Origin of the sequence: Pseudenemella bisphenolivorans (assembly GCF_051133435.1) — a bacterium.
In the GTDB taxonomy this organism is placed as follows: Bacteria; Actinomycetota; Actinomycetes; order Propionibacteriales; family Propionibacteriaceae; genus JAAYAO01.
In genome coordinates, this window is the sequence record NZ_JBPGNY010000004.1 from 372,246 (window position 1) to 386,663 (window position 14,418).

12 protein-coding genes are annotated in these 14,418 nt (G+C 67.5%); 5 read left to right on the forward strand and 7 right to left on the reverse strand.

Translation table 11 applies throughout. The features are described from left to right. Positions 1 to 53: 53 nt before the first annotated feature. From ACR4XW_RS11895 to hrcA, 3 genes are all read right to left on the reverse strand, one after another. Positions 54 to 1,106: an iron ABC transporter substrate-binding protein gene (locus ACR4XW_RS11895; protein ID WP_434760770.1), complete on the reverse strand. Its 1,053-nt coding sequence runs from the start codon at positions 1,104 to 1,106 to the stop codon at positions 54 to 56. A gap of 123 nt (positions 1,107 to 1,229) precedes the next feature. After that, complete coding sequence (gene dnaJ / locus ACR4XW_RS11900; RefSeq protein WP_434760771.1) at positions 1,230 to 2,399, reverse strand: molecular chaperone DnaJ; 1,170 nt, start codon at positions 2,397 to 2,399, stop codon at positions 1,230 to 1,232. 13 nt (positions 2,400 to 2,412) lie between these two features. Further along, a complete protein-coding gene (hrcA, locus tag ACR4XW_RS11905) occupies positions 2,413 to 3,426 on the reverse strand; it encodes a heat-inducible transcriptional repressor HrcA (protein ID WP_434760772.1) in 1,014 nt (337 codons plus the stop codon). A gap of 76 nt (positions 3,427 to 3,502) precedes the next feature. On the opposite strand from hrcA, the gene ACR4XW_RS11910 reads away from it, so the two are divergent. After that, a complete protein-coding gene (locus ACR4XW_RS11910) occupies positions 3,503 to 4,354 on the forward strand; it encodes an MBL fold metallo-hydrolase (protein WP_434760773.1) in 852 nt (283 codons plus the stop codon). Here ACR4XW_RS11910 and ACR4XW_RS11915 read toward each other — a convergent pair. Together ACR4XW_RS11915 and ACR4XW_RS11920 are read right to left on the reverse strand one after the other, a co-directional pair. Then, positions 4,330 to 5,751, reverse strand: coding sequence for a hypothetical protein (locus ACR4XW_RS11915; protein WP_434760774.1), 1,422 nt, complete (start codon positions 5,749 to 5,751; stop codon positions 4,330 to 4,332). The genes ACR4XW_RS11910 and ACR4XW_RS11915 overlap by 25 nt on opposite strands. 16 nt (positions 5,752 to 5,767) lie before the next feature. Beyond that, positions 5,768 to 6,571, reverse strand: coding sequence for an inositol monophosphatase family protein (locus ACR4XW_RS11920; protein WP_434760775.1), 804 nt, complete (start codon positions 6,569 to 6,571; stop codon positions 5,768 to 5,770). A 179-nt stretch (positions 6,572 to 6,750) separates the two neighbouring features. Here ACR4XW_RS11920 and ACR4XW_RS11925 point away from each other — a divergent pair, with 179 nt between their 5' ends. Then, on the forward strand, positions 6,751 to 9,054 hold the full coding sequence (locus ACR4XW_RS11925; RefSeq protein WP_434760776.1) for an arylsulfatase: 2,304 nt from the start codon (positions 6,751 to 6,753) through the stop codon (positions 9,052 to 9,054). A gap of 290 nt (positions 9,055 to 9,344) precedes the next feature. Here ACR4XW_RS11925 and ACR4XW_RS11930 read toward each other — a convergent pair whose 3' ends face one another. Then, positions 9,345 to 10,184: a DUF3097 domain-containing protein gene (locus ACR4XW_RS11930; protein WP_434760777.1), complete on the reverse strand. Its 840-nt coding sequence runs from the start codon at positions 10,182 to 10,184 to the stop codon at positions 9,345 to 9,347. Positions 10,185 to 10,297: 113 nt separating this feature from the next. Continuing rightward, complete coding sequence (gene hemW, locus ACR4XW_RS11935; RefSeq protein ID WP_434760778.1) at positions 10,298 to 11,509, reverse strand: radical SAM family heme chaperone HemW; 1,212 nt, start codon at positions 11,507 to 11,509, stop codon at positions 10,298 to 10,300. 89 nt (positions 11,510 to 11,598) lie between these two features. Here hemW and ACR4XW_RS11940 point away from each other — a divergent pair, with 89 nt between their 5' ends. From ACR4XW_RS11940 to ACR4XW_RS11950, 3 genes are all read left to right on the forward strand, one after another. Beyond that, positions 11,599 to 12,486, forward strand: coding sequence for a hypothetical protein (locus ACR4XW_RS11940; protein WP_434760779.1), 888 nt, complete (start codon positions 11,599 to 11,601; stop codon positions 12,484 to 12,486). A gap of 132 nt (positions 12,487 to 12,618) precedes the next feature. Continuing rightward, positions 12,619 to 13,500, forward strand: coding sequence for a carbohydrate ABC transporter permease (locus ACR4XW_RS11945; protein ID WP_434760780.1), 882 nt, complete (start codon positions 12,619 to 12,621; stop codon positions 13,498 to 13,500). Next, positions 13,487 to 14,398 (forward strand): carbohydrate ABC transporter permease, encoded by a 912-nt coding sequence (locus ACR4XW_RS11950; protein ID WP_434760781.1) that lies wholly within the window; start codon positions 13,487 to 13,489, stop codon positions 14,396 to 14,398. The genes ACR4XW_RS11945 and ACR4XW_RS11950 overlap by 14 nt, the downstream gene beginning before the upstream one ends. Positions 14,399 to 14,418: the final 20 nt, after the last annotated feature.

Genomic DNA, 14,418 nt, shown 5'->3' on the forward strand with positions numbered 1-14,418 from the left:
CGCGGCGAGCAATGCCGCGGCGGTCAGCGCCGGTGGTAAGCGGTGTGCTCGAGTCAGCTCAACCCTGCCTCACTGATCATCTGGACGGTCTCCTGCAGACCTTCCAGGTCGTTGAGGTCGACGTCGGGTGCCTGCAGGTCCTTCAGCGGCGGAACCCCTTCGGGCCCGTCGACCCCACCGGCCAGAGGGTACTCGCCGGTTTGCTCACGGAAGTACTCCTGACCCGATTTGCTCAAAACGTGATCGATGAACTCCTGGGCGTCGCCGTCCTTCTGCTCGCCGACCAGGGCGACACCGGAGACGTTGATCAGGCCGCCGACGTCACCGTCGGGGAAGAAGTGCAGGGCGGCGGGGAACTCGTCGATGCTCTTCCCGGCCTCCTTGGCCGATTCGACCACGTAGTAGTGATTCACCAGGCCCACGTCGAGGGTGCCGTCGGCCACCTCGGAGACGATGGCGCCGTTCTTCTCACGGATCTGCGGCTCGTTGGCGGCCAAGGCCTTGAGCCACTCACGGGTGCGGTCATCGCCCATTTCGACCCGCATCGCGGTGACGAAGGCCTGGAAGGAGGCGTTGGTGGGGGCCACCCCGACCCGTCCCTTCCACTTCGGTTCGGTCAACTCCATCACCGACTTCGGCAGATCGCCCTCGGAGACCTTGTCGCGGTTGTAGACCAGCACCCGGGCACGGCCGGTGACCCCCACCCAGGTGCCGTCCTTGGCGCGGTAGGTCTCGTCGACCAGGTCGAGGGTCTCCGACGGCAGGGCGGTCAGGATGCCCTCCTTGCTGGTGGCCGCCAGAGCGCCGGCGTCCTGGGCCAGGAAGAGGTCGGCCGGGGAACGGTCGCCCTCCTCGATCAGTTGGGCGGCCATCTCGGCGGTCTTGCCGTAACGCACCTCGACGGTGATGCCGGACTTCTCGCTGAACTCGTCGATCAGCGGCTGGACCAACTTTTCGTCGCGGCCACTGTAGATCGTGAGCTTCTTGTCGCTTTCCCCCTCAGGGGTGTCGGTGGTGGTGTCGTTATTACTGCAGGCGGCCAGCGACAGGCCGAGCAGCAGCGCGCTCAGGGCGGCGAGCGGGCGCCGGGACGTGGCGAACGTCATCAAAGAACTCCTCGGGTGAAGTAAGGTAAGGGTAACCTAATCCCAACGAGCGGTCCGTGCAACCATCTCCTTGCCCAGTGAGACGGCGCCCCCGGATCCCGTGCCCCGGCCCGTCCCGAACGCTCAGCGATCGTGGAAGGCGCCCTTGAGCCGGTCCCAGAACCCGCGGCTGTGCTGCTCCTTCTCGGCCCCCTCCTCAGCACGCAGATCGGCGAGCTGACGAAGCAGTTCCCGCTGCTCGTCGTCCAGCTTGGTCGGGGTCTGCACCAGCAGGGTGACACCCAACTGGCCGCGGCCGCGGCCCCGCAGCCGGGGAACGCCGCGGTCGTCGACCGCGATCCGGGTGCCCGACTGGGTGCCGGAGGGCACCTCGATCAGCACCGAGGTGTCCTCGGGGTCGGCGTCCTCCAGATCGGCCTCCAGGGTCGGCACCCGTACCTCGGTGCCCAGCGCCGCCTGGGTCATCGGCACCTTGACCACCATCTCGAGATTGTCGCCGTCGCGGCGGAAGACGTCGTGCTCGGCCACCGCCAGTTCGACGTAGATGTCTCCGGCCGGGCCGCCGCCGGGGCCGACCTCGCCCTGGGAGGCCAGATGAATCCGGTTGCCGGTGGAAACCCCGGCGGGGATCTTGACGTTCAGGGTGCGTGCCGAACGCACCCGGCCCTCGCCGGCACATTCACCGCAGGGGTGGGCGATGGTCGAGCCGTAGCCGCGACAGGCCGGGCAGGTCGACAGGGTACGGATGTCACCGAGGAAGGACCGTTGCACCTGCTGCACCTCACCGCGGCCGGCACAAGTGGCACAGCGCACCGGGGTCGCCCCGTCGGCGGCACCGGAGCCCGAGCAGTGCGAGCACAGCACCGCGGTATCGACCCGGATCGGCACGGTGGCACCGAAGGCCGCCTGGGCGAGGGTCAGGGTGGTGCGCACCAGGGCGTCCTGGCCGCGGCGCACCCGGGAGCGGGGGCCACGCCCGCCCCCGGCGGCCTGACCGAACATCGCGCCCATCAGGTCGCCCAGGTCGAAACCGGCCGCCCCGCCGAACCCGCCGCCGAAGCCGCCACCCATGCCGCCGGCGTTCATCGGGTCGCCACCGCGGTCGTAGATGTCGCGCTTGTGCGGATCCTTGAGTACCTCGTAGGCCTCGTTGATCTCCTTGAACTTGGCGGCTGCGTCCTCGCCGGGGGCCACGTCGGGATGCACCTTCATCGCCATCTTGCGGTAGGCCTTCTTGATCTCGTCGGCCGACGCATCGCGGGAGACACCCAAAATGTCGTAGTAGTTGCTCATCTGGTTGTGGTTCTCATCCTTGGGCTAGAAAACGACTGACGTAGCGGGCAACCGCACGCACCGAGGCCATCGTGGACGGGTAGTCCATCCGGGTCGGTCCGACGATTCCCAGCGAGGCCCACACGTCGTCGGGCGAGCCGTAGGAGGTGGCGATCAACGAGGTGGCCTGCAGTTGTTCGTAAGGATTCTCCTGACCGATCCGAACCGTCAACTCACCACCCGTGGCGGCCTCACCGAGCAACCGCAACAACACCACCTGTTCCTCGAGGGCCTCCAGCACCGGGGCGATGGTCGATTCGAAGTCGGCGCCGAAGCGGGCCAGGTTGGTGACCCCGCCGACCACGACGCGGGTTTCCTGTTCCGCGCTGACCAGTTGCAGCAGGGCGGTGATCACCGCACTACCCAGCGCGGTCAGGTGCGCGGGCAGCTCGTCGACCAGGGGTGCGAGCAGGCCGGCGACCTCCTGGACGGGACGGTCGACCGCCGCGGCGTTGATCCGGTTCTTGACCTCGGCCACGTCGTCCTCGGTGGCCCGGGGCACCTCGATGCTGCGCTGATCGACCCGTCCGGAGGAACTCACCGCGATCACCATCAACCGCTCGGGATGCAACTCCACCAGTTCGACGTGGCGCAGCGATTCCGAGGACACGATCGGATACTGCACGATCGCGACCTGGTGGGTGACCTGCGCCAGCAGCCGGACGGTGCGCGCCACGACGTCGTCGAGATCGGCCGCGCCGGACAAGAAGGTGCCGATCGCGCGGCGTTCGGCCACCGAGAGGGGTTTGACCTGGGCGATCCGGTCGACGAAGAGTCGGTAGCCCTTGTCGGTGGGGATGCGTCCGGCACTGGTGTGCGGCTGGGTGATGTAGCCCTCTTCCTCCAGCACGGCCATGTCATTGCGCACGGTCGCCGGCGAGACCCCGAGGCGGTGGCGCTCCACCAGCGCCTTCGACCCGACGGGCTCCTGGCTGGAGACGTAGTCGGTGACGATCGCCCGGAGCACCTGCATCTTGCGGTCATCCATGGACGGTCCCTCCCCTTCTCGCCCCGTTGGCACTCACAACACCCGAGTGCCAGTGTAGCCGCTACCCTTGGTGATCATGACCCAGTTCAGCCTGAGCCCCTGGCAACAACTGAGCGACCGTACCTGGCTGGCGGTGGCCGAGCCGGACAGCGTCAACATCGGATTGGTGGCCGGCGATGAGGGCTGTGTGTTGATCGATTGCGGCTCCACCCCGGCCCAAGGCCGCCAGATCCGCCAAGCTGTCGCCGAGGTCACCGACCGGCCGCTGCGTGGGGTGATCGTCACCCACGCCCACCGCGATCACTGGTTCGGGCTGGCGGCCTTCGACGACCTGGACAGTTGGGGTCACGAAGGTCTGGCCGAGGCCCGCGAGGATGCCGCTCTGCTCGCCGACGCCGCCGACCTCGGAGTCGCGGCCGAGGAGTTGCGCGTCCCCTCCCGGCCGCTGTCGCTGGTCGCCGGGATCGACCTGGGCAATCAGTGGATCGAGGCATTGCATGTCGGGCCCGGGCATTCACCGCACGATGTGATCGTGGTGGTCGGCGCCGAGCAGTTGGTCTTCGCCGGCGATGTCGTGGAGGGCACGCCGGACTCACAGAATCGTCCGGCACCCGAATACGGGCCGGATTCGCAGGCCGAACCCTGGTCGCTGGCGGTCGATGCGGTGGTCAGCGCAATGACCAAGCCGGGTTGGCGCGCGGTACCGGGTCACGGCCCGCTGCTCGACAAGGAGGAGGTCTCCTGGCAGCGCGGCCTGCATGCGGTGGTGCACGGTGAGACCCACCGGTTGGGCCGCGAGGGTGTCGGCGTGGACGAGGCGGCCGAGGCCGGGCACTGGCCCTGGGATTACGAGCGGGTGCGGGCCTATGTCGAGCGGGAGTTGCCGACCCTGCGCCGGCGCCGTCAGCTTCCGCTGGGCCCGGTCTGATCGGTGCCCTCGGGGTTCTCGGCGTTCAGCACCTCGGGGGTCAACATCTCGGTGCTCGGCTCGCCCACCCGGTCGTCCTCCGCAGCGGCCAGGACGGATTGGGCCTCCCCGACCTCCACGGCCAGGGCTTCCGGTGGGTAGAGATCGTCCCAGCGTCCGGTGAACCAATCCGGCACCGCCCCGGGCATGAAGGCGGTCACCTCGGTGGCCAGTTTGTTCAACCGGGCCTGCTGGGCAGCGACATCGGGGATACCGGGCAGGCCGGGTAGACCCGGAATCTGGGAGCGGTCGACACCGAGTTTGTCCAGGATGTTCTCGACCTGGGCCGACACGCCGGCCACCGAGTCGGACAGTTCGTGGGCCTGGGTGAGGTCCATCAGGTTCGACACCAGCAGACCGGCGATCACACCCCGGATCATCGGATCGACCGACTCGTCCTCGGCCACGTCGATCAGGGTCTCCTCACCGGCTTCCTCGTCCACGGCCGCGTCGTTGAGCATCTCCTGTTCCAGCACCGCCTCGGCCAGCACGTACACGAAGGCCCGGTCGGCCCCCTCGGCGGCCGGAACGATCGCCCGGGCGAGGCTGATGTCATAGCGGTCGGCGATATTGGCGACCAGCCCGATCGGGGCGGCCGGTACCCCGGCGAAGACGAGTTCACGCAGGGTGGCCGGCGCCTGCGGGGAGGAATCCTCGGTCAACGAGAGGGCGGCGGCCTGCTGACCGTAAGGGTGGGTGATGCACAGCGCGACCGCGGCCGGGTAGTCGGGATGCTCGGCCAGGCGCAGTTGATCCAGCACCCGGTCGATCGGGAAGTCCACGTCGTACAACCGGTGGGCCACCGACCAGCGGGCCCAGTCGTCCAGCAGGCCACCCAGGATCGGGGCGAGTTGATCGAGCCGTTCGGCGATGCCCTCGTCCTGTGCGTGTTCCAGCCACAGGCAGGCCGCGGCGACATCCAACTGCGCCGCACCGAAGACGTGCTCCTGCACCCAGGCCTCGATGGCGGGGTCGTCGGCCCCGAAAGCGATCACGGCCGCGAGCACCCCGGCGCGTTCCTCCGGGTCGCTGATCTCGCCGAAGGTGCGTGCGCTCATCGTCAGCGGTGGGCCGATCTCGCCCTCGACCAGCCAGTTCTCGACCGCGGCGGCTGCGTTCTCGTCCAGCGGTTCCAGTCCGGTGCGCATCAGCGCCACGACCTGCACCGCGGCCCACAGGATCGCCGGGTCGGTGGTCTCCCCGGTGTTCACCGCGTCGATCGCATCGTCGAGGGCGGCGCGGCGGTTCACCTCGCTCACGGTGACATCCGATGCCACCAACAACGGGCCGAAGGCTTCGTCCTCGAGGCCGTACGCCTCGTTGACCTGCCAGCCGGAGGTGAGCGGCACATTCGTCATGTCGACAGAATTTAGCTCAGAGATCCTTCGGACCGATGCCGGAGTCGGCGAACAATCCGTCGTGCACCCGCTGCCAGATGTCGGCATTGGCGGCCGCGAGCAGTCCCCCACCCCGGGTATCGATCGAGTACGGGGCGCCGTCGATGCGTCGGGCGACCCCACCGGTTTCGGTGACCATCAGCACGCCGGGCAGGTGATCCCAGGGCTTGGAGCCGCGGTAAATCAGGTAGTCGGTCTCACCGGTGGCCAGCCGCGGGTAGTCGACCCCGCAGCACCAGGCCGCGCGGCGCACCGGCGCCAGGCCGTGGTTCACCTCGTTGAGGGTGTCGCTGTGCGGGGCCACCCCGGCCCAGTCGGCCGGATCGGTACCGGATTCGGGACGGGTGACCCGTTCCCCGTTGCACCACAGGCCCGCGCCGCGTTCGGCGACGTAGCCCAGCTTGTGCATCGGCTGCCAGATCCAGGAGCGCACCGTTTCGCCCCGGTGTACCTCGGCGACCATCACCGCATGATCGTCATGACCCTGGACGTAGTTGCGGGTGCCGTCGATCGGGTCGATCAGGAAGAGTTGTTCGGGTTCGGTGAGCCCTTCCAACAACGAGGGGTCGGCAGCGCTTGCCTCCTCACCGACGATCACCGCCCGTGGGAAGGCCTCGCGCAGTTTGCGCGTCAGCTCCTGTTCGGCCTGCCGGTCGGCGACCGTGACCAGGTCGCCGGGGGCCTTCTCGAACACCTCGTCGTCGGCGAGGGAACGGAAGTGGGGGGTGATGATTTGCGCCGCAACTTCCTGCAGCATGCCGAGCACGTCAGCCGAATCCATGTGCCCAGTCTAGGCCTCGGAATTCGAAGCGGGGTTGGGGTTTGCGGTCAGCGGACCGACGGGTGCCTCCGGTGGGGGTCGCAGCCCACTCACCGGAAGCTCCCGCCACCTGCGCAGGAGTGGCCCGTATCACTGGGGAATGCGCCGGTTGATGCGCTGGTCTCGACCCAGGAGGATCCATGGACCGCACGACGCTGCCTCCCAGCCCCGGTACCGCCGATGGCCGCTTCACCTCACCGAGCGCGGCCGCCACGCCCGAAGGTGCGCCGAATGTGCTCATCGTGTTGTTCGACGACATGGGCTACTCGGCGTCCTCGGCCTTCGGTGGGCCGTGTGAGATGCCGGCCGCCGACCGGCTGGCCGCCGGTGGGTTGCGGTACACGCGTTTCCACACCGCCGCCCTGTGTGCCCCCACCCGGGCGGCTTTGATGACCGGACGCAACCACCACAGTGTCGGCATGGGGGCGATTCCGGAGTTGGCGACCTCCGACCGGGGGTACCACTCGATTCGTCCCGATTCGATGGCCACGATCGCGCGCACCCTGCAGGCCAATGGGTATGCCACCGGTGCCTTCGGCAAGATGCATCAGACCCCGGCCTGGGAGACCTCGGCCCAGGGCCCCTTCCACCGGTGGCCGACCGGTGAGGGCTTCGACCGGTTCTACGGCTTCCTGGGCGCGGAGACGAACCAGTTCCGTCCGAATCTGATCGACGGCACCACCCGGATCGAACCGCCGAAGACTCCCGAGGAGGGCTACCACTTCTCCGAGGACATCGTGGAACGTGCGAACGACTGGATCGAGTCGCTGCACACCTTGGAGCCGGGTCGTCCGTGGTTCGCCTATGTCTCCTACGGTGCGGTGCACGACCCCCTGCAGGTGCCGCCGGGGTGGCGGGAGAAGTACCAGGGCCGGTTCGCCGAGGGCTGGGATGTGCAGCGGGAACGGATCCTGGCCCGGCAGAAGGAACTCGGTCTGGTGCCGGAGCACACCACGCTGAGCGACTGGTACGACGGGGTTCCGCACTGGGATGACCTGGACGAGACCCAGCGGGTGGTCGCCGAGCGGTTGATGGAGACCTATGCGGCGATGGCCGAGCACTCCGATGTGCAGACCGGGCGCCTGATCGACACCCTGGAACGACTCGGACAGCTAGACAACACCCTGATCTTCTACGTGCTCGGCGACAACGGGGCCTCGGCCGAGGGTGGCCTGGAGGGCACCTTGAACCAGGTGATCCACATGAACCACCTCACCGACAATGCTGAGCGCATTCATCAACGGCTGGACGAGATCGGCGGCCCGGATTCCTACTGCCACTACCCCACCGGTTGGGCCCTGGCGTTGAACACCCCGTACCGCTTCGCCAAACAGGTCGCGTCCCATTACGGCGGTACGCGCAACGGGTTGATCGTGCATTGGCCGGCCGGCATCAGCGCCGGCGGGGAGTTGCGCCACCAATGGCATCACGTGATCGACGTGGTGCCCACGATTCTGCAGGCCGCGGGACTGCCCGCCCCCGAGGTGGTCGACGGCCACCCGCAGGATCCGATCGAGGGCACCGCGATGAACTACTCCTTCAACGAGGCCGATGCCCCCGACCAGCACACCACCCAGTACTTCGAGATCTTCGGCAACCGGGGTGTCTACCACCGGGGCTGGACAGCGGTCACGGTGCACAAGATCCCGTGGATCCGTGGGGTGGAGTTGCCGCCCTTCGACCAGGATCAGTGGGAGTTGTACAACGTCGAGGAGGACTGGGCACAGTTGCGCGACCTGTCGCAGGAGTACCCCGACAAACTCGCGGAGTTGCAGGAGCTGTTCCGCACCGAGGCCGAGAAGTACCACGTCTTTCCGCTGGACGACCGGCTCAATGAGCGTTTCGTGCCCTCGCTGGCGAACCGGCACACCCTGCTGGGTGATCGCACCGATGTGTCCTTCACCCCCAATATCGGTGCGCTGACCGAGGATGTCGCGCCGAATGTGAAGAACCGCAGCTTCACCATGACGGTGGACTTCGAGGCCGGCGAGAGCGCGAACGGGGTGCTGGTCGCCCAGGGTGGCCGCTTCGGGGGTTGGTCGTTGTACCTGGTCGATGGCTGCCTGCGGTATGCCTACAACTACGTCGACCTGGAGCATTACACGGTCGCCGCCGAGCAACCGATCGGTGCCGGCCGCCACGAGGCGGAGCTGCGCTTCGACTACGACGGTGGTGATCTGGGGTTGGGGGCCGATGTGACCCTGCTGGTCGACGGGGCCGAGGTCGCCTCCGGTCGACTACCGAAGACCTTGAAGTTCACCTTCTCGATCGACGAAACGATGGATTTCGGTGCCGATCGCGGCACCGCGGTGAGTCGCGATTACGTCGAGGGCCCGGGCAATGCCTTCACCGGGGCGATCAGCCGGATCCGCTTCCGGTTGGGCACCGATTACGGCCGGGTGGCCTTCGAAGAACGGGCGAAGGCCAAGCTCGCCGGGCACTGAGAGTGCCCGGGTCGCTGGGAGTTCCCGGGTCGCTGCGCCCAGTGGCCTTCGGCCCCATCCCGCCCCTGATCCCCGGGGGTTGGTCACCATCCCTGCTGCAACCGGCCTGATCGTGGGCCGGCATCGACGTATGCAGCGTGGTGGCCCGAAATCAGGCTGGTTGCAGCAGCAGGGACCGAAGACCTCGACCTCGGGTACGCAAAAGCTCGCTGTGAGCCCCTTAAGATCGTGTGATTTCTTGTCCGGCAGGCGAGCAGGATGTCACACGATCTTGAGGTATTCGATCGGCCTCAGGGCATCGGGTGGTCGGCGGTGACGAAGTCGATCAGCTTCTCCACCTCGGTGCACAGCCGCCGGTCGAGGTCGGTCCAGGAGTCGACCCGCGACAGGATGTGCTGCCAGGCCCGGGCGATATCCGCCTGGGAGCCGTGCGGCCAGCCCAATGCCCGGCAGGTGCCGGTCTTCCAGTCCTGCCCCTTGGGGATCTGTGGCCAGGCCTTGATCCCGATCCGGCTGGGGTCCACCGCCTGCCAGATATCGATGTATTCGTGCCCGGTCACCATCAGGTACTCGGTGTAGCCGCGCCCGGCTTCGGCGATGATCCGGGACTCCTTGCTGCCGGGCACCAGGTGATCGACCAGCACTCCCAGCCGGCGGCCGGGGCCGGGGCGGAAGTCGTTGATGATCTGGTCGAGGTCGTCGATGCCGCCGAGAAACTCCACCACCACGCCGACATGGCGCAGGTCGTCGCCCCACACCTTCTCGATCAGTTCGGCGTCGTGGCGGCCCTCGACGTAGATGCGGCTGGGTAGCGCCACCCGGGCCGGGGTGCTCGGCCCGACCCGCGATCCCGAGCGGGTGTGGGTGGGTTTCCTGGGGGCGGCCTTGTTCGCCGGGGTGATGGCCACCGGCTTGCCGTCGATCCAGAAGCCCGGCCCGAAGGGAAAGGATCGGATCTTGCCGCGGCGGTCCTCCAGCACGAAGGCGCCATGTTCCCAACTGGTGACCGCGCCGACGAATCCGGTGGTCGGGTCCTCAACGACCAGACCCTTCTCGATGGTGACCGGAGCCGATTTCGGGCGGCCGGCTTGTTGCCAGCCCGGGGCGAGCGGGTCACGGTCGTAACGCATGGGCCCAGACTGTAGGCGACACTGTCCCGTCCGCCCCGACGGCACGCCGGGGTCATGGCGGGTCCGGCGGCCGTCGCTCGGCAGGCCGCACCGAAGGTCGTCGGGTGAGTCGGTCAATCGAGCAGATCGCGGATGATCGCATCGGCCAGCAGCCTGCCGCGCAGGGTCAGCCGCAGCCGCTCCTCGGCGACGGTGGCCAGGCCTTCGCGCACCAGTTCGGGCACCCGGGCCCGTTCGGTCGCGGTGAGCACTGCCAGGGGCAAACCGGTGTCGAGGCGCAGTTCCAACAGCACCCGTTCGATCCGGCGGGTTTCGGTGTCCAGCAACTCCCGTCCTTCGGCCGGGGACAGCCCCTCGGCCAGACGTTCGGCATAGCGGGCCGGGTGACGCACATTCCACCAGCGCACTCCCCCGATGTGGCTGTGCGCGCCGGGGCCGAAACCCCACCAGTGCTCACCCCGCCAGTAGGCCAGATTGTGCCGGCACCGGGTGTCGGGGCCGGACGCCCAGTTGCTGATCTCGTAGGCGTGGTAGCCCCCGGCGGTGAGCAGTTCTTCGGCCAGCAGGTACTTGTCGGCCTGTTCGTCCTCATCGGGGGCGGGCAGCTCACCCCGGCGCACCAGAGCTCCGAGCCGGGTGCCCTCCTCCACGATCAGCGAATAGGCCGAGATGTGATCGGGCCGGGCCTCGATCGCCACCTCCAGGCTGGCCCGCCAGTCGTCGAGGGTTTCCCCGGGAGTGCCATGGATCAGATCGAGGCTGACCTGACCGAATCCGGCGGCCCGGGCCTCGGCCACTGCGGCCACCGCCCGGCCGGGGGTGTGTTCGCGATCGAGCACCCGCAGCACGTGTGACCGGGCCGACTGCATGCCGAAGGAGATCCGGGTGAAACCGCCTGCCACCAGTTCGGCCATGGATTCCTCGGTGACCGATTCGGGATTGGCCTCGGTGGTCACCTCGGCGTCGGGGGCGAGCCCGAAGGTGTCGTCGATCGCAGCGAGCATCTCGACCAGCGCCGCGGACGGCAGCAGGGTGGGGGTGCCGCCACCGACGAAAACCGTCGACACCGCAGGCACCCGGTCTGCCACCACGCGCCGGGCCAGGGCGATCTCGGCCAACACCGTTGCGGGATAGGAACCCCGGTCGGCCCCGGGCCCGAGTTCGTCGGAGGTGTAGGTGTTGAAGTCGCAGTACCCGCACCGGGAGGCGCAGAACGGTACGTGCAGGTAGATCCCGAAGTCCCGGTCGGGCGCCTCGGCCAGTGCCATCTCGGGCAGTGCCCCGTCATCGGGCACGGGTTCACCTGGTGGCGGCAGAGATGGCATGCCCCGATCGTAGATGCCCCACCCGCACGGCCGGTCGAGGTAACCGTCGGTACCGATTGCCGAAACTCAGGTCGGTTACCCTGCGCCCCATGAAGCGCCTGTTCACCGTCATCTCCGTCCTGTCCCTCGGTCTCGGTCTGGCCGCCTGTTCGAACCAGAACGATTCACCCTTCGAGACCGCCCTGGGATCACTGGGCGGGGTTCAGGACGAGGAGCGCTTCGCGATCACCTTCCACGACGTGGCCGGAATCCGGGAGACCGTCGGCTACGAGGGCGACGGCACCGAGAAGAGCGAACCGGGCAACACCGACCCGAGCGTGGCCTGGGGTCTGGCCGCCACCCGCCAAGCGGTGCCGATGTCGTTGAACCGGCCCAACCTGCCGCCGGTACTGAACGGCCCCACGATGGCGTGGTCGCTCGACTACTTCGGACGGGCCGCGATCGTGCACGACACCCCCGATGCGAAGACGGCCGAGGACGCCCTCACCGAAGCCGGCTGGTCGGCCGACGGCGACCTGTGGCACACCGACGAGCATCCCGGCTGGCAGAAGTTCGGTATGCGAATCACCGACACCGACATCCAGGTGCTGCCGAAGGACGGATCGATCACCGTCGAGCCCGACGCCGAGCGTTCGGCGCTGGACGACTCGCGGGTGCAGGCACTGCTGAAGTGCCTCGACAACCCGCACATGATGGTCTTGGTGTCGACGCCGAACCGCGACTTCACAACCGCTCTGGCGGTCAAGGTCGATTCCGACGGCACGGCCGAGGCCTGGTCGTGCATCCACGCCCCCGGACAGGCCGAAGAGCTGGCAGCGACGATCAAGCCGAACAGCCCGGACGTGCAGGCCGCCACGCCCGAGGTCGATGGCGATGTGATTCGTACCGAGTTGGAGGTCAGCTCCGACAGCCGGGCCGCCCCGCCGGAGGCGATGATGATCGCCCGCGCCCCGGAGATGCCCTTCCCCGGCTTCTGATCCCGTGGAACGGGACGCGGTTCGGGTGACCGGCCCCGTCCCCGGCGGGCCGTACCGGCCACATCCCTGCCGTGGCGGAATTGTGACCCGAACCCTTGCGGTGAGTGTAGAAATTTCAACTATGCTGCCGACATGTCATCTGGCAGGAAACTGCGAACAGCCGCCGTGGGCTGGGCTTATCTGGCCCCGAGCCTGCTCGGGCTGTTGGTATTCCTGGTGGTGCCGACCCTGGTCGTGATCTTCCTGTCCTTCCATCACTGGGACATGTTGGGTCCGATGCGGTTCGTGGGCCTGGACAACTGGACCCGCGTGCTGACCGACGGACGGATGGGTCATTCCCTGCTGGTGACTCTGCTCTTCGTCGCGATGGTGATCCCGCTGCAGACCGCGCTGGGGCTGCTACTGGCCACCCTGCTGACCCGAGGCCTGCCCGGCTCCACCCTGTTCCGGGTGATCTTCGTGATCCCATGGGTGGCCGCACCGCTGGCGCTGGGTGTGGTCTGGAAGTGGATCCTGGCCCCCCACAACGGCGCCCTGAACACCCTGCTGGGTACCAACGTCGAGTGGCTCACCAACCCGAATCTGGCCCTGCCCGCGGTGGCCTTCGTCAGCATCTGGTCACAGGTGGGCTACACCACCTTGTTCTTCATCGCCGGCCTCAGCGGCATTCCCCAGGAGGTGGTCGAGGCCGCCGAGATCGACGGTGCGAACGCCTGGCAGATCTTCTGGCGGATCAAGGTTCCGCTGCTGGGCCCGACGATGTTCTTCGTCCTGGTCACCGGGGTGATCGCCAGCTTCCAGGCCTTCGACCACATCTACGCCCTCACCCCCAACGGTGGCCCCCAGTTCGCCACCGACGTGATCGCCACCCGCATCTACCTGGAGGCCTTCGGCGGCAGCTACCAGATCGGACGGGCCTCGGTGATGGCTCTGGTGTTGTTCGCGATCCTGATCGTGATCACCCTGCTGCAGCAGCGGTTCTTCAACAAGCGGGTGACCTATGACCTTTCTTGACACCTCGCTCGATACCTCGATCAGCGCCCCGACCCTGACCGGCTCGGCCACGCTGCGTCATGCCGGAAGCCACCGGTTGCGCCGCACCGCCGGCATCGTGGCCACCTACCTGCTGCTGCTCGGTGCGGCCGCGCTGACCCTGGCCCCGTTCGCACTCAGCTTCATGACCGCCTTCAAGACCCCACGGCAGATGGCGAACGAACCGGCTCTGGCCGCCCCCAACCCGGTGACCTTCGAGAACTTCACCCGGCTGGTCACCGACCACAACTTCATCACCCCGGTGGCGGTCACCGCCCAGGTCGTGTTGGTGGTGCTGATCGGGCAGATGGTGTTCTCGATCATGGCGGCCTTCGCCTTCGCGAAGCTGCAGTTCCCGCTGCGCGACACCCTGTTCTGGCTGTATCTGGCCACCTTGATGGTGCCCCAGGTGGTGCTGGTCGTCCCGCTGTTCACGATGTTCACCCAGATGGATCTGCGCAACACCTTCTGGGCCCTGGTGCTGCCGTGGATGTTCGCCTCGCCCTATGCGGTATTCCTGCTGCGCCAGTACTTCAAGGGCATCCCCGACGACCTGATCGCCGCCGCCCGGATCGACGGCGCCGGTACCTGGCGCATCCTGTGGCAGATCGTGGTGCCGATGTCGCGTCCGATCATTTCGACGCTGGTGATCATCACGATCGTCACCCACTGGAACAACTTCATGTGGCCGCTGATCATCACCACCGGTGATACCTGGCAGGTGATCACCGTCGCGACCGCCTCCCTGCAGACCCAGCACAACGCGAACTGGACGCTGGTGATGGCCGCGACCACCGTGGCGATGGCTCCGTTGCTGGTGCTCTACGCGATTTTCCAGCGCCACATCATCAACTCGATTTCCCTCACCGGCTTCAAGTAGAAGCCCATCCAACAAGGAGA

What these genes read in the sequence shown, in the direction of transcription:
- ACR4XW_RS11895 (WP_434760770.1), bottom strand. Translation starts at nt 1,106, where the DNA reads ATGACGTTCGCCACGTCCCGGCGCCCGCTCGCCGCCCTGAGCGCGCTG.
- dnaJ (WP_434760771.1), bottom strand. Translation starts at nt 2,399, where the DNA reads ATGAGCAACTACTACGACATTTTGGGTGTCTCCCGCGATGCGTCGGCC.
- hrcA (WP_434760772.1), bottom strand. Translation starts at nt 3,426, where the DNA reads ATGGATGACCGCAAGATGCAGGTGCTCCGGGCGATCGTCACCGACTAC.
- ACR4XW_RS11910 (WP_434760773.1), top strand. Translation starts at nt 3,503, where the DNA reads ATGACCCAGTTCAGCCTGAGCCCCTGGCAACAACTGAGCGACCGTACC.
- ACR4XW_RS11915 (WP_434760774.1), bottom strand. Translation starts at nt 5,751, where the DNA reads ATGACGAATGTGCCGCTCACCTCCGGCTGGCAGGTCAACGAGGCGTAC.
- ACR4XW_RS11920 (WP_434760775.1), bottom strand. Translation starts at nt 6,571, where the DNA reads ATGGATTCGGCTGACGTGCTCGGCATGCTGCAGGAAGTTGCGGCGCAA.
- ACR4XW_RS11925 (WP_434760776.1), top strand. Translation starts at nt 6,751, where the DNA reads ATGGACCGCACGACGCTGCCTCCCAGCCCCGGTACCGCCGATGGCCGC.
- ACR4XW_RS11930 (WP_434760777.1), bottom strand. Translation starts at nt 10,184, where the DNA reads ATGCGTTACGACCGTGACCCGCTCGCCCCGGGCTGGCAACAAGCCGGC.
- hemW (WP_434760778.1), bottom strand. Translation starts at nt 11,509, where the DNA reads ATGCCATCTCTGCCGCCACCAGGTGAACCCGTGCCCGATGACGGGGCA.
- ACR4XW_RS11940 (WP_434760779.1), top strand. Translation starts at nt 11,599, where the DNA reads ATGAAGCGCCTGTTCACCGTCATCTCCGTCCTGTCCCTCGGTCTCGGT.
- ACR4XW_RS11945 (WP_434760780.1), top strand. Translation starts at nt 12,619, where the DNA reads ATGTCATCTGGCAGGAAACTGCGAACAGCCGCCGTGGGCTGGGCTTAT.
- ACR4XW_RS11950 (WP_434760781.1), top strand. Translation starts at nt 13,487, where the DNA reads ATGACCTTTCTTGACACCTCGCTCGATACCTCGATCAGCGCCCCGACC.